At 72.0% G+C, this 13,731-nt stretch carries 13 protein-coding genes; 4 read left to right on the top strand and 9 right to left on the bottom strand.

Annotation, left to right across the window (positions count from 1 at the left end; all coding sequences use genetic code 11):
- Positions 1-63: 63 nt before the first annotated feature.
- The 4 genes from PSH03_RS03385 to PSH03_RS03370 all read right to left on the bottom strand — a co-directional run bounded on the left by PSH03_RS03385 (position 64) and on the right by PSH03_RS03370 (position 4,956).
- Entirely contained in the window at positions 64-2,265 is a 2,202-nt protein-coding gene (locus PSH03_RS03385; RefSeq protein ID WP_238688215.1) for a transglycosylase domain-containing protein, read from the bottom strand.
- 185 nt (positions 2,266-2,450) lie between these two features.
- Positions 2,451-3,218, bottom strand: a complete 768-nt coding sequence (locus tag PSH03_RS03380) for a hypothetical protein (protein WP_210786394.1) — start codon at positions 3,216-3,218, stop codon at positions 2,451-2,453.
- A gap of 152 nt (positions 3,219-3,370) precedes the next feature.
- Positions 3,371-4,477 (bottom strand): SPFH domain-containing protein, encoded by a 1,107-nt coding sequence (locus PSH03_RS03375; protein ID WP_210786393.1) that lies wholly within the window; start codon positions 4,475-4,477, stop codon positions 3,371-3,373.
- A 5-nt stretch (positions 4,478-4,482) separates the two neighbouring features.
- Positions 4,483-4,956 carry an NfeD family protein gene (locus PSH03_RS03370; RefSeq protein WP_091403880.1) on the bottom strand — a complete coding sequence of 158 codons (474 nt, stop codon included), beginning with the start codon at positions 4,954-4,956 and terminating at the stop codon, positions 4,483-4,485.
- Positions 4,957-5,076: 120 nt separating this feature from the next.
- Between PSH03_RS03370 and PSH03_RS03365 the strand changes: the two genes are divergently transcribed.
- Positions 5,077-6,378 (top strand): serine hydrolase domain-containing protein, encoded by a 1,302-nt coding sequence (locus tag PSH03_RS03365; RefSeq protein ID WP_238688214.1) that lies wholly within the window; start codon positions 5,077-5,079, stop codon positions 6,376-6,378.
- A gap of 31 nt (positions 6,379-6,409) precedes the next feature.
- On the opposite strand, the gene PSH03_RS03360 is transcribed toward PSH03_RS03365, so the two are convergent.
- Positions 6,410-7,222, bottom strand: a complete 813-nt coding sequence (locus PSH03_RS03360) for a DUF3097 domain-containing protein (RefSeq protein WP_238688213.1) — start codon at positions 7,220-7,222, stop codon at positions 6,410-6,412.
- A 173-nt stretch (positions 7,223-7,395) separates the two neighbouring features.
- Between PSH03_RS03360 and PSH03_RS03355 the strand changes: the two genes are divergently transcribed.
- Positions 7,396-8,190 carry an Rv1486c family protein gene (locus PSH03_RS03355; protein WP_210786390.1) on the top strand — a complete coding sequence of 265 codons (795 nt, stop codon included), beginning with the start codon at positions 7,396-7,398 and terminating at the stop codon, positions 8,188-8,190.
- 30 nt (positions 8,191-8,220) lie between these two features.
- On the opposite strand, the gene PSH03_RS03350 is transcribed toward PSH03_RS03355, so the two are convergent.
- The 4 genes from PSH03_RS03350 to fabG all read right to left on the bottom strand — a co-directional run bounded on the left by PSH03_RS03350 (position 8,221) and on the right by fabG (position 11,644).
- Complete coding sequence (locus PSH03_RS03350) at positions 8,221-9,000, bottom strand: HAD-IIA family hydrolase (protein WP_210786389.1); 780 nt, start codon at positions 8,998-9,000, stop codon at positions 8,221-8,223.
- Positions 9,001-9,015: 15 nt separating this feature from the next.
- Positions 9,016-10,044, bottom strand: a complete 1,029-nt coding sequence (locus PSH03_RS03345; RefSeq protein WP_238688212.1) for a ferrochelatase — start codon at positions 10,042-10,044, stop codon at positions 9,016-9,018.
- A gap of 100 nt (positions 10,045-10,144) precedes the next feature.
- A complete protein-coding gene (fabI, locus tag PSH03_RS03340; RefSeq protein ID WP_210786387.1) occupies positions 10,145-10,912 on the bottom strand; it encodes an enoyl-ACP reductase FabI in 768 nt (255 codons plus the stop codon).
- A gap of 27 nt (positions 10,913-10,939) precedes the next feature.
- Positions 10,940-11,644, bottom strand: coding sequence for a 3-oxoacyl-ACP reductase FabG (gene fabG, locus PSH03_RS03335; RefSeq protein ID WP_238688211.1), 705 nt, complete (start codon positions 11,642-11,644; stop codon positions 10,940-10,942).
- A gap of 155 nt (positions 11,645-11,799) precedes the next feature.
- Between fabG and PSH03_RS03330 the strand changes: the two genes are divergently transcribed.
- Positions 11,800-13,029 (top strand): sensor histidine kinase, encoded by a 1,230-nt coding sequence (locus tag PSH03_RS03330; protein ID WP_238688210.1) that lies wholly within the window; start codon positions 11,800-11,802, stop codon positions 13,027-13,029.
- Positions 13,026-13,688: a response regulator gene (locus PSH03_RS03325; protein WP_196924346.1), complete on the top strand. Its 663-nt coding sequence runs from the start codon at positions 13,026-13,028 to the stop codon at positions 13,686-13,688. The genes PSH03_RS03330 and PSH03_RS03325 overlap by 4 nt, the downstream gene beginning before the upstream one ends.
- Positions 13,689-13,731 lie beyond the last annotated feature (43 nt).

Below are 13,731 nucleotides of genomic sequence, written 5' to 3'. Positions count from 1 at the left end.
CGGGGTGGGGGCGGGTGGGGGCGGGTGGGGCGGGGTGAGGCGGGTGGGTGGGTGGGTGGGTGGTCAGCCTCGGCGGTCCAGCCAGCGTTGGAGGGCTGAGCGGGGGTCGTCGGTGGTGGGGTCCTGTCGACGGTTCGGGACCGTCGGACGCTCCACAGGGCGGTGCGGGTCACCGGCCAACTCGTGGCTCGGCGCGGCGAACGCCTTCTCCGGCTGGCCCTTGACAGCGGTGGCGATGACCCGGGCGACCGCGTCGATCACCTTGGCCTGCACCGCCGAGCCCACCGAGTCGGCCGGGTCGTCCGGGTTGGCGGCGATACCGGCCACCGCGATCTGCGGGGTGAAGCCGACGAACGTCTCGGTGGAGTTCTCCTCCGAGCTACCCGTCTTACCAGCCACCGGCCGGCCGTCGAGGATGTCGTTCACGCCGGTGGCGGTGCCGCCGTTGCACTGCCCGAACGCCGACTGCTGACCCACCGGGCAGCGCGCCGCGTCCGTCGCGGCACGGGCGACGTCGGCGTCGAGCACCCGCTTGCAGAAGGGCTGCCCCACCGGCACCTTCGTGCCGTCCGCGTCGGTCACCGAAACCACCGGCACCGGCGTGCAGTAGGTGCCCTCGGCGGCCACAGTGGCGTACGCGTTGGCCAGGTCCAGCGGGGTGGTGGCCGCCACGCCCAGGGTGAACGAACCCCAGTTCGCGGCGTTGTTCTTGGCGAAGGCGGCGTCCGAGTCGGCGCGGAACGTGATGCCGAGCCGCTGCGCCATCTGGACCACCTTGTCCTGGCCGACCTGCTCGGCCAGCCAGACGAAGTAGGTGTTCACCGAGCGGCCGAAGCCGTCCCACATCATCCGGTACCCGTCCATCCAGTCCGGGTTGGCGTTCGCCGGGCACCATTGGCCGTCACAGCTTCCCGGGCCCTCGGCGGCGTACCGGGTGGGCAGCTTGGCGGGCGCGTCGAAACCGGTGGAGAGGGTACGGCCCGACTCCAGCGCGGCGAGCATGGTGAACAGCTTGAAGGTGGAGCCTGCCTGGTACCCGTCGACGCTGGCTCCGCCGGAGATCAACGGGTTGACGGTGTTCGGGTAGTTCGCCTGCCCGGCCGGGTTGTCGGCGAGGCTGTAGTGCCTGTTGACCGCCATCGCCAACACCCGCCCGGTGCCCGGCTGGACCGCCGCGATCGGCAGGGCGCGCTTGTTGTCGTAGGAGTAGACCTTGGTGGCCTGCTGCTGCGCGGTGGCCTGGATCTTCGGGTCCAGCGAGGTGACCACTGTGTAGCCGCCCGAACGCAGTGCCTGCTCGCGTTCCGCGACGGTCGCCCCGAAGGCCGGCTGGGTCAGCCACCACTGGCGCAGGTAGTCGCAGAAGAAGCCCCAGTCGTCGTGGCCCTGGGAGACGGCGGTGCAGCCGTTGGGCTGGGCGGTGGGGCGCAGGGCCAGCGGCTCGGCCTTGGCCTGGGCGGCCTGCGCGGCGGTGATCGCGTTGGTGGCGACCATCGAGTCCAACACGTACGACCGGCGGCTCAGTGCCTCGTCCTTGTCGCCACTGATCGGGCTGTACGCGTCCGGGGACTGCACCAGACCGGCCAACAGGGCAGACTCGGCGAGGGTCAACTGCGCCGGAGGCTTGCCGAAGTACCGCTGACTGGCCGCCGCGATCCCGTACGCGCCGGAGCCGAAGTAGGCGATGTTCAGGTACCGGTCGAGGATCTCGTCCTTGCCGAGGCTCTTGTCCAGCGCGCTCGCGTACCGGATCTCCTGGATCTTGCGGCCCACCGTGGGATCGGTGGCGGCGGCGCGCTCCTCGGCGGTGCGGGTGGGGTCCGTCTTGAGCACGTTACGGACGTACTGCATGGTCAGCGTCGAGCCGCCCTGCTCGGTGCCGCCACCCTTGACGTTTGCCACCAGCGCCCGGGCCAGGCCGCGCAGGTCCGCGCCACCGTGCTCGTAGAAGCGCCGGTCCTCGGCCGCCACGATCGCCTGCCGCATGACCGGGGCGATCTCCGACAGGGGGACGTCGGTGCGGTTCACGTCGTAGAACGTGGTGATCAGCGTCTTGCCGTCGTTGGCGTAGAGGTACGAGCGCTGCGGCGTGGCCGGGGTCTTCAGCGAGGCCGGCAACGCGGCGTACGACCCGAGCGCGGAGCGGGCGGTGAGCCCGAGCAGCAGGTTGCCCGGCAGCGCGGCGACTGCCAGGACGAGCCCGGCCAACACGCCGGCGAGCAGCACTGTGAACAGCCGCGACAGCGGCGAGCGGGGGGCGGCCATGCTCCCCAGGATTGCCATGAAAGCCGCTAACCGACCACCCCCACCCCCCAATTGTCACCAACTTCACCCCCACCCCGACCCGCGTTGATCATGAAGTTGTTGCCATGACACGCCGAGGCCGAGCGCAACAACTTCATGATCAACGGACGAGGGGCAGGCCCGAGGCCGAGGCCGGGCGGGGTGGGTTAGGGGTTGGGCGTGCTTAGGCTGGCGGTGGCGGCGTCTCTGGCGGTTTCGCGGGGCATCAGGCGGCCGGAGCGGTAGCCGATGCCGATGCCCGCGATCAGCACGAAGATCGCGCCGAAGGTCTGCAACGAGCCGATCAGGGCACCACCGAGGCCGAGCAGCGGCGCGGCGATGATCAGCATGACGCCGTCGCCGAGGCTGAAGGTGCCCGAGCGGGCCACCGCCCACCCGGTGAGGAACCAGCCCGCGCTGTAGAACGTCGCGCCGAGCAGGACCAGCGACCGCGCGGTGGCGCCGAAGACCGGCGTCTGCTCCTCGAACCCGGCGAACGGCAGCATCAGCACGGTGCCGGCGATGCTGACCAGCAGCCCGGCGGCGGCCGCCCGGCGGCTGCGGGTCGCGGCCAGCAGCCCGGTGAGGGCCAACAGCGCGAGCAGGCCGAGCCAGACCGCGGCCACCCAACCGATCAGGTACACCGCCCGGCCGTCGGCCGGATAGGGGTCGTTGCCCACCCCTCCGTCGCTGGCCATCGCCACCGCGCCGTAGAGGATGGCGTACGCGGGCAGCAGCCAGACCGCCGCCCGTGCGAACCGACGTACCGACCAGGCCCAACTGGCGTTCGTGGCGGGGGCGCCCGGGGTCGGCTCGCCGACGAAGGGCAGTACGCCGAACCCGCCACCGCTGCGCCGGGAGCCCAGCGGGGCGACCGGGTCGTGTGCGCCGGGCACCGGGGCCGAGGACCACATCCGATTCGCCGGATCCTTCATGCGTCACCTCGCTCGTCGTCGAGCGGTGCACCGACGCGCCGGGGCGCCCCGATTGCCTGGTCACCACCCGTCCTAGGACCGATCGTGGCAGGCGTCGGAGCGCCCCATGAGTCTTTCTCGTATTTAGCCGACCGGGCGGCCGGCGTACCGGATCAGCCGCGCTCGCGCTGGTCGGCCGGGTCCTCGGTCAGGCTGGCCGGAGACACCGGCTCCGGTGCGGGCAGCCCCTGCGGCTTGTTGCCGCCGGTGGCCTGCGCCTCGGCGACGCGTACCTCGTCGTGGATCTGCTGGGCGGCGTCCGCCGCGGCCTGCGCCGCCTCCGCGGCCTCGCGCTCCACCTGGCTCGCGTGTTCGGCCGCCTCCGGAGCGGGCAGATCCCCCACCATCTGGCTCAGCCCACCGAGCGCGCCACCCATCCCCTCCAGGGCCTTGGTCAGCTCGGCCGGGACGATCCAGACCTTGTTGGCGCTGCCCTGGGCGATCTGCGGCAGAGCCTGCAGGTACTGGTAGGCCAGCACCTTCTGGCTCGGGTTGGCCTGGTGGATCGCGTCGAAGACCGTACGGATCGCCTTGGCCTGACCCTCGGCCTGCAGGATCCGGGCCTGCCGGTCACCGTCGGCCCGCAGCACCGCCGACTGCTTGTCACCCTCGGCGGTGAGGATCACCGACTGCTTGTGCCCCTCGGCGGTGAGGATCGCCGCGCGACGGTCCCGCTCGGCGCGCATCTGCTTCTCCATCGAGTCGCGGATGCTGGCCGGCGGCTCGATCGCCTTGATCTCGACCCGGGTCACCTTGATGCCCCAGCGCCCGGTGGTCTCGTCCAGCACACCCGAGAGGTGCCTGTTGATCTCGTCCCGGCTGGTCAGCGCGCGCTCCAGATCGAGCGAACCGATCACGTTACGCAACGTGGTGACGGTCAGCTGCTCGATGGCCTGGAGGAAGCTGGAGATCTCGTAGGTCGCCCGGACCGAGTCGACCACCTTGAAGTAGAGGACCGTGTCGATCGAGACCACCAGGTTGTCCGAGGTGATCACCGGCTGCGGCGGGAAGCTGACCACCTGCTCCCGCATGTCGACCTTGGTACGGACCGCGTCGACGAAGGGCACCAGCAGGTTGAGGCCGGGGCTGAGGGTGCGCTTGTACTTGCCGAGCCGTTCCACCACGTCCTGGCGTTGCTGCGGCACGATCCGCACCGCCTTGGCCAGCGTTATCACGGCGATCAATGCCACCGCGATCACCACCACCCCGATTAAGGTCATCCCGTTCACCCTCTCGATTCCGGCAGCTCGCCGGCGGAAGAAACATCGTCCTGCCACACCAGGGCGGTAGCGCCCCGGACCTTTATCACCCGAACCCGTTGACCGGGGTCGTAGACCTGTGTCGTGTCGTACGACCGGGCGCTCCACAACTCACCGTCGATCTTGACGAGACCCTGCTCGGCGTCCACCCGTTCCAGCACCAGCGCCGTGGAGCCCTCGATCGCCTCCACGCCGAACGGCTGCTCGCCGCTCTCCAGCGCCGAGCGGCTGTGCCGCCGGATGACCGGTCGGACCACCACCAGGCTCAACGCCGACACCACAGCGAAGACCAGCGCCTGCACGGCGACCGGCGCGCCCAGGGCGGCCGCACCGGCGGCGGCGAACGCACCGGCCCCGAACATGATCAGAAATAGCGTCGTCGTGAAAATCTCGGCGACGGCCAGCAGCACACCCAAAACGATCCACACCACGGCGTCCACCCCCCGATCGTGACACGCAAATGCACGCGCGGCCTCCCCGCGAAGATCAGTAGGCTCTGCGAGACCCTTTCCGGCCCGTCAAAACACCACAAATCGGCGGCCCGACCCGAGGAGATCCCGTTGATCCTGCTACCCGAGACCGCCCGACAGATCGACACCCGGGTCGCCCGGGCACAGGCCGACGGTCACACCCCGTCGCTGGTGCTGGGCGTGGTCCGCGACGGCACGCTGGCGCATGTGGCCGTCGCCGGCGATCACCCCCGCCCGGATGTCGACCTGCAGTACCGGGTGGGCTCGATCAGCAAGACGATGACCGCCACCCTGATCATGCAGTTGCGCGACGCCGGCCGACTGGCCCTGGACGACCGGCTGGAGCAGCACCTGCCGGGCACCGGTGTGGGCGCGCTCACAGTGCGCCAACTGCTCGGCCACGCCAGCGGCATCCAACGCGAACCCGAGGGCGACTGGTGGGAGCGGACGGCCGGCGTCGACCTGGCCACCCTGCTCGCCGAGGTCGACGCCGACAAGATCGCTTACCCGCCGCACCGCGCGTACCACTACTCCAACCTGGCGTACGGACTGCTCGGCGGGTTGCTCGAACGGCTCACCGGGACACACTGGGCCGACCTGCTCGACGAACGGGTCCTCACCCCGCTGGGCCTGCGCCGCACCACCTACGCGGCCACCGAGCCCTACGCCCGCGGCTACGTCGTCCACCCCTGGCACGGCACGTTGCGCGAGGAACCCCGCACCGACACCGGCGCCATGGCCCCCGCCGGGCAGCTCTGGTCGACGATCGAGGACCTGGGCCGCTGGGCCGCGTTCCTGGCCGACCCCGACCCGTCGGTGCTGGCCGCCGAGACGCTGACCGAGATGTGTGCCCCCGTGGTGATCAGCGACCCCGACTCCTGGACCGGCGGGCACGGCCTGGGGCTGGAGCTCTACCGCGACGGCGAGCGCGTGTACGTCGGGCACGGCGGCTCGATGCCCGGGTACGTGGCCGCCCTCGTGGTGCACCGGCCCACCCGCACCGCGGTGGTGGGCTTCGCCAACTCGTACGGCTTCCCGATCACCGGACTCGGCCGTCAACTGCTGACCACGGTGCTGGACGCCGAGCCGGCGTTCCCGCAGCCGTGGCGGCCGGCCCCCGCCGCCCCGGGTGCCGAATTGGCCGAGCTGACCGGCCGCTGGTGGTGGATGGGCACTCCGCTGGACCTGAGCTGGGACGCGGGTGACCTGGTGGCCCACGTACGCGGTGAGCGGGTGAGCCGGTTCACCGCCGAGGGGACGGACCGCTGGCGGGGACGGTCCGGCCCGGAGAACGGCGAGATCCTGTCGGTGCTGCGCGACGACGACGGACGGGCTCGGGCGGTCGACATCGCCACGTTCGTCTTCACGCGCAGCCCGGACGAGGTTCCCTGACCCATGCCGGGCGGACCGGAGGACCAGGCGGTCAGGCCGGCTCGGTGACGAAGTCGATGAGGCGTTCCATGGCGTTGATCAGAGGGGTCTCCACGTCGGCGAAGCTGTTCACCCGGGACAGGATGTGCCGCCACATGTCGGCCGGCTCGGCCACCCCGAGAGCCGCGCACACCCCCTCCTTCCAGGGCCGCCCCGGCGGCACCACCGGCCAGGCCGCGATGCCCAACGCGGCCGGCTTGACCGCCTGCCACACGTCCACGTAGGGGTGCCCGGTCACCAGCACGTGCGGCGAGTTCACCCGGGCGACGATCCGGCTCTCCTTGCTGCCCGGCACCAGGTGGTCGACGAGTACGCCGAGTCGTCGGGTCGGGCCGGGGCCGAAGTCGCGTACCTCGGCGTCGAGGGCGTCGATGCCGTCCAACGGCTCGACCACCACGCCCTCGATCCGTAGATCGTCGCCCCAGATCCGCTCGACCAGCGCGGCGTCGTGGATGCCCTCCACCCAGATTCGGCTGGCCTTCGCCACCTGGGCCCGCACATTGTCCACGGCAACCGAACCGGACGCGGTCCGCCGACGGGCCGCCGGTACCGCGGCGCGGGTCGGGCGGCGCAGCGTCACCGGGCTGCCGTCGAGCAGGAACGCCGCCGGCAGCAGCGGGAAGTTGCGCCGCTTACCGTGCCGGTCCTCCAACACCACAGCGCCGGCCTCGAAGCCCACCACCGCTCCGCAGAACCCGGAATCGGCATCCTCGACCACGAGATCCGGTTCGGCGTCCACCTCGGGGGTGACCTTGCGCCGTCGCCAATCGCCCGCCAACACGTCCTCGCCGTATCGCCCCGCCATGTCGATCACGCTAAACCCAGCCCGCGCCCACCCCGGCCCCCGACACACCGCCCCGCGCTCTGACCGCCGACCACAGGGGGCGGGGATTGGGGCGAACAGGGCAGTTGGGGGCAGGCCGGGCGACCGGAGCGGCAGCCGAGACAGGGCCGGTCGTGACCACGTACCCTTTCGGCATGTCCACCCCCGCAACGGGCGCGGCCACACTCGCGCCGCGCCGGTCCAGCCGGTTCGTTGCCTGGGTGCGCGCGTGGCGCGCCGGGTTGGTGCCCTACGACGAGGTCGCCGACGCCATCGCCGGCGACGAGGAACACCTCGTTGCGGACGCCCCGGGCACCTGGACCGACGTCCCGCTGGGCGCCGCGCTGCCCACCCTGGCCAAGCTCTCCCCGGACGAGATCCGCCTGGTGCTGCCCGCGCCGGGCGACCCGAGGGGTTTGCCCGGCCCCGGCGACTTCGCCGGTGCGGCGCTGGTCACGGGCGAGGCGGTGGTCGCCGGCGGGCTCGGGCTGATCCCCCAGGTGCGGCTGCACACCTCCGGCTCCGGGGACTGTTTCGAGACGGTGCTCTGGCGGGTCTACCCGCTGCCGGCCAACGCCGCCGCCGCCTCACTCTCGTTGCCTGGCGCCGCCGAGGCGGAGGCCGAGTTGGCCGCCGCGCTGGCCGAGACGACCGCCGTGCTGACCCGCCTCGACGTCGCCCAGTGGCGGCCCGAGCTGGCCGGTGCGCTGGCCGCACTCCGCCGCCCGGACGGCGCCACCGATCTCCCACCGGGCTTCGACCCGCGGGCCCGCCGACTCTTCGCCCGGGCCGCGGTGCTCGACCGGGTGCTGGCGTTGGCCGGGCACGCCGCCCCGGGCGGAGCGATCAACAACTACGAGGCGCAGCAACGGGACGCGGCACTTCGCCCCCTGACCGCCGCCTGCCGGCAGGCGCTGGTGGCCGCCTGCAACGCCCCCCTGCGCCCCTGACCGGAGGGCGCCACAGCACCGCCACGAGCATCAGATCTCGTCGAGCAGGTCCGCTACCGAGTTGATGATGCGGGACGGGCGGTACGGGTAGCGCTCCGCCTCGGTGCGGCTGCTGATCCCGGTGAGCACCAGGATCGTCTCCAGCCCAGCCTCCAGGCCGCACAGGATGTCGGTGTCCATCCGGTCACCGATCATCGCGGTGCTCTCCGAGTGCGCGTTGATGGTGTTGAGCGCCGAGCGCATCATCATCGGGTTGGGCTTGCCGACGAAGTACGGCTCCACCCCGGTCGCCTTGGAGATCATGGCGGCGACCGAGCCGGCGGCGGGTAGCGCGCCCTCCACGGACGGGCCGGTCACGTCGGGGTTGGTGCAGATGAACCGGGCGCCGTCGTTGATCAGGCGGACCGCCTTGGTGATCGCCTCGAAGCTGTAGGTGCGGGTCTCGCCGAGCACCACGTAGTCGGGGGCGAAGTCGGTCAGCACGTAGCCGACGGCGTGCAGCGCCGTGGTCAGCCCGGCCTCACCGATGACGTACGCGGTGCCACCCGGCCGCTGGTCGGCGAGGAACTGGCCGGTGGCCAGGGCGGAGGACCAGATCGACTCCTCCGGCACGTCCAGCCCCATCCGGCTGAGCCGGGCCGTCAGGTCCCGCGGGGTGTAGATCGAGTTGTTGGTCAGCACCAGGAACGGCTTGCCGGAGGCGCGCATCCGGTTGATGAACTCCGGTGCGCCGGGCACCGGCTGGCCTTCGTGCACCAGCACGCCGTCCATGTCGGTCAGCCAACTCTGCACGGGCTTACGGTCCTGCATGATGATCCTCAGAGGTCAGGGTCGACGGGTCGGTACGCAACAGATGGTGGCGCAGGTGTCCCACATGGGCAGCTCGCCCAGGCGGCGGCGCAGCTGCGCGCCGTCCGGGTCGGTTCGCTCGGTGACCAGCTCACGAACCATGGTCACGAAACGCGGGTCGGTGCCCGGCGTGCCGGCCCGGACGAAGTCCAGGCCGAGCTGCTTCGCCGTCTCCAGCGCTTCGGTGTCCAGGTCCCACACGACCTCCAGGTGATCGGAGACGAACCCGATCGGGCTGACCACCACACCAGTGGTGCCGCCCTGCACGAGGGCGGCCAGGTGGTCGTTGATGTCCGGTTCCAGCCACGGCACCTGCGGCGGGCCGGAGCGGCTCTGCCAGACCAGGTCGTACCCCAGGTCGGGTGCGGCGGCCGCGGCGACGAGCCGGGCGGTCTCGTGCAGCTGCGCCTCGTACCGGCCGCCGTGCGGGCCGGCGTTCGCCGCCATGGAGTTGGGGATGGAGTGGGCGGTGAAGACCAGCCGGGTGGTGTCCCGCTTCGCCGGGTCGAGCTGGCCCAGCGCCGCCCGAACCGCGTCGACGTGCGGCTCGACGAAGCCGGGGTGGTCCCAGAACTGACGCAGCTTCTCGATCACCGGGGCGTCCGGGCCGATGGCGGCGCGGGCGGCGGCGATGTCCTCCTGGTACTGCCGGCAGGACGAGTAGCCGCCGTACGCGCTGGTGACGAAGGCCAACGCCCGGGTGACCCCGTCGTCGCGCATCTGGGTCACGGTGTCGGCGAGCATCGGGTCCCAGTTGCGGTTGCCCCAGTAGATGGGCAGGTCGACACCGTGCGCGGCGAAGTCGGCGCGGACGGCGGCCAGCAGGTCCCGGCACTGCTGGTTGATCGGGGACACCCCACCGAAGTGCTGGTAGTGCTCGGCGACCTCGACCAGTCGTTCGGGAGGCACACCCCGGCCCCGGGTCACGTTCTGCAGGAACGGCATCACGTCCTCGGGCCGTTCGGGCCCGCCGAAGGACACCAGCACCACCGCGTCGTACGACATGGGGTCATTCTTGCCCCTCGGCCGGGACGTCCCGGCGACGCCCCCTGGTCCGGACGCGTAGATCACGCGGACGGTGACCGGGGGGCGTCGGGGTGAAGCGTCAGGAGCCGATGGCGTGGTAGCCGCCGTCGACGTGGACGATCTCGCCGGTGGTGGCCGGGAACCAGTCGGAGAGCAGCGCCAGGCAGGCCCGCGCGGCGGGCTCCTGGTCGGTGAGGCTCCAGCCCAGCGGGGCACGCTCGGCCCAGGCCTCCTCGAACTGGTCGAAGCCGGGGATCGACTTCGCGGCGATGGTGCGCAGCGGCCCGGCGGCGACCAGGTTGCTGCGGATGCCCTGCTTGCCCAGGTGCAGCGCCAGGTAGCGGGACGCGGACTCCAGGCCGGCCTTGGCCACGCCCATCCAGTCGTAGACCGGCCACGCCTTCGTCGCGTCGAAGGTCAGGCCGACCACCGCGCCGCCGGGCGACATCAGCGGCAGCGCCGCCATGGCCAGCGACTTGTACGAGAAGGTGGAGACGTGCAGGGCGGTCGCCACGTCCTCCCAGGGCGCGTCGAGGAAGCCGCCACCGAGGCAGCTCTGCGGGGCGAAGCCGATCGAGTGCACGACACCGTCGAGGCCGTCGACGTGCTCGCGTACCCGGTCGGCGAGGCCGGCCAGGTGCTCGGTGTTGGTGACGTCCACCTCGATGACCGGCGCCGGCTCGGGGAGCCGCTTGGCGATCCGTTCGACCAGGGAGAGCCGGCCGTAGCCGGTGAGCACGACCTGCGCGCCGTTCTCCTGAGCGAGCTTCGCCACCGAGAAGGCGATCGAGGCGTCGGTGATGACACCGGTGACGAGCAGTCGCTTACCGGCGAGCAGTCCGGACATCGCTGATTTCCTCCGTAGTCAAAAGGGTTAGTGGCCCATGCCGAGGCCGCCGTCGACCGGGATGACGGCGCCGGAGACGTACCCGGCGCTGTCCGAGGCCAGCCAGGTGACCACGGCGGCGACCTCGTCCGGGCTGGCCATCCGGCCGGCCGGGATGGACTTGAGGATCTCCGCCTTGCGGTCGCCGGTGAGGCCGGCGGTCATGTCGGTGTCGATGAAGCCGGGCGCCACCACGTTCGCGGTGATGTTGCGGCTGCCCAGCTCCCGGGTGATCGAGCGGGCGACGCCGACGAGGCCGGCCTTGCTGGCGGCGTAGTTGACCTGCCCGGCGCCGCCGGCGAGGCCGACCACCGAGGAGATGAAGATCATGCGGCCCCACTTGGCGCGGAGCATCTTGCCGGAGGCCCGCTTCGCGACCCGGAACGCACCGGTGAGGTTGGTGTCCACCACGTCGGTGAACTGCTCCTCGGACATCCGCAGCAGCAGCGTGTCGGCGGTCATGCCGGCGTTGGCGACCAGCACCTCGACCGGCCCCAGCTCGGCCTCGACGGCGACGAACGCGGCGTCGATCGAGGCGGCGTCGGTGACGTCGGCGCGGACGCCGAACAACCCGTCGGGTGCCTCGCCGCTACGGTGGGTGACCGCCACCCGGTCGCCCTGCTTGGCGAAGGCCTGCGCGATGGCCAGGCCGATCCCTCGGTTACCCCCGGTCACCAGCACGGTTCGGGCCACTGTTCCCCCTTGCGAATGGTCAGCACGGACGCGTCGGAGCCTAGGCGTTACCGGCAGGTAAGCGCTAACGGGAGTCGCGTCACACTGGGGTACCACACCGGGATCAACCCCTGGTGGCACGCCTCGTGGCGGGGTCGGCCCGTAGCCTCCGGGTGGTGAACCGGCATCCGATCGCGGTGGCCCTGAGGGCCCTGCGGCAGACAGTGCTCGGCCCGGACGCCCGGCCCGAGCGGCCACTGCTGGCCCGTTGGCCGGGGCCGGCCCGCTACGCCGCGCCGGTCGGCCTGCTCGCCGCGCTGGGTATCTTCCTGATCACGCTGACAGTGGAGAGCGAATGGGGGCTGCCGACACCGATCGCGATGCTCTTCGCGGCGATGACTGTGGCGCCGCTGCTGGCGCTGCCCCGGCGTCCCCTGCTGGCCTGGCGGCTGACGGTGCTGGCCCTGCTGATCTGCACGTTCAACGCCCCGGCCGACCAGGCCTGGCCGTGGACCCCGCCGCTGGCGCTCGGGTCGATCGCGGTGCTGGCGGTGGTCGTCGCACGGGTCGACCGGCCGGTGCTGGCCTGGGTGGTGACGATCAGCACGGTGCCGGTGCTCACCCTGGTCCACCCCGACAACCGGGTCCCCGTCCTGCTGCTGCTCGGCGCGCTGGCGATCGTCGGCGACCTGATCCGCCGCAACCGGCTGTCCCGGCACGCGCTGGCGGCGCAGGCCGAGCTGAGCGAACGGGAGCAGGAGCGCCGCGCGGTGCTGGAGGAGCGCACCCGGATCGCCCGGGAGCTGCATGACGTGGTGGCCCACCACATGTCGCTGATAGCGGTGCAGGCGGAGACCGCCCCGTACCGGCTGACGGACGTGCCGGCCCCGGCAGCCGCGGAGTTCGTCGCCATCGCCGCGTCGGCCCGCGACGCGCTCACCGACATGCGGCGGCTGTTGGGGGTGCTACGCAGCGAGACGACCGGGCCGCAGACCGCCCCACAGCCGGACCTCACCGACCTGGGCGCGATGGTGGACGCGGCACGCCGGGCCGGGCTGCCGGTGACAGTGGACGCCGAGCCGGTGGAGGACGGGCGGGTGCCCGCGCCGGTCGGGCTGGCCGCGTACCGCATCGTGCAGGAGGGCCTGGCCAACGCGGCCCGCCACGCGGCCGGCGCCGCGGTGCGGGTCACCGTCCGCGTCGGCCGGTCTGGTCTGGGGGTACGCGTCGAAAACTCCCCGGTCGACGTCCGACCGACCCCCGACGGCGGCTCCGGGCACGGGCTGACCGGCATGCGGGAACGGGCCACCTCGCTGGGCGGTACGTTCACCGCCGGGCCGCTGCCCGACGGGGGTTACGCGGTGGTGGCCGAGTTGCCGTACGAGGTGGAGGGCGGGGACCGATGATCCGGGTGCTGATCGCCGACGACCAGGCGATGGTCCGACAGGGTTTCGGCGCGCTGCTCGCCGCCCAACCGGATCTGCTGGTGGTGGGGGACGCCGCCGACGGCGCGCAGGCGGTGGCCGCCGCCCGCCACCTCGACCCGGACGTGGTGCTGATGGACGTGCGGATGCCGGTCATGGACGGGCTGGAGGCCACCCGCAAGCTGCTCGGTGACCGGTCGGCGCAGCGCCCCAGGGTGCTCATCCTCACCACCTTCGACCTGGACGACTACGTGTACGAGGCGCTGCGCGCCGGGGCCAGCGGGTTCCTGCTCAAGGACGCCCCGGCGGCCGACCTGGTGCAGGCGGTGCGGGTGGTGGCGGCCGGGGACGCGCTACTCGCCCCGGGTGTCACTCGTCGGTTGATCGCCGAGTTCGCGGCCCGTCCGGACCGCCGCCGCCCGCGCCCCACCGACCTGGCCGGGCTCACCCCCCGCGAGACCGAGGTGCTGCGGTTGATCGCCCGGGGTCGCAACAACGCGGAGATCGCGGGTGACCTGGTGGTGGCCGAGCAGACGGTGAAGACGCACGTCGGGCGGATCCTGGCCAAGCTGGGTCTGCGTGACCGGGCCCAGGCAGTGGTGCTGGCGTACGAGACGGGTCTGGTGGCCGCCGGCGAGTAGCCCTGTGGAGCCAGCCCGGGAACGGCTCTGCGGGACGACGACC

It is taken from the genome of Micromonospora salmantinae, from assembly GCF_022230905.1.
Lineage (GTDB): Bacteria > Actinomycetota > Actinomycetes > Mycobacteriales > Micromonosporaceae > Micromonospora > Micromonospora salmantinae.
The sequence above is the reverse complement of the archived record's forward strand: the minus strand, read 5'-3'. Positions and strand labels throughout refer to the sequence as shown.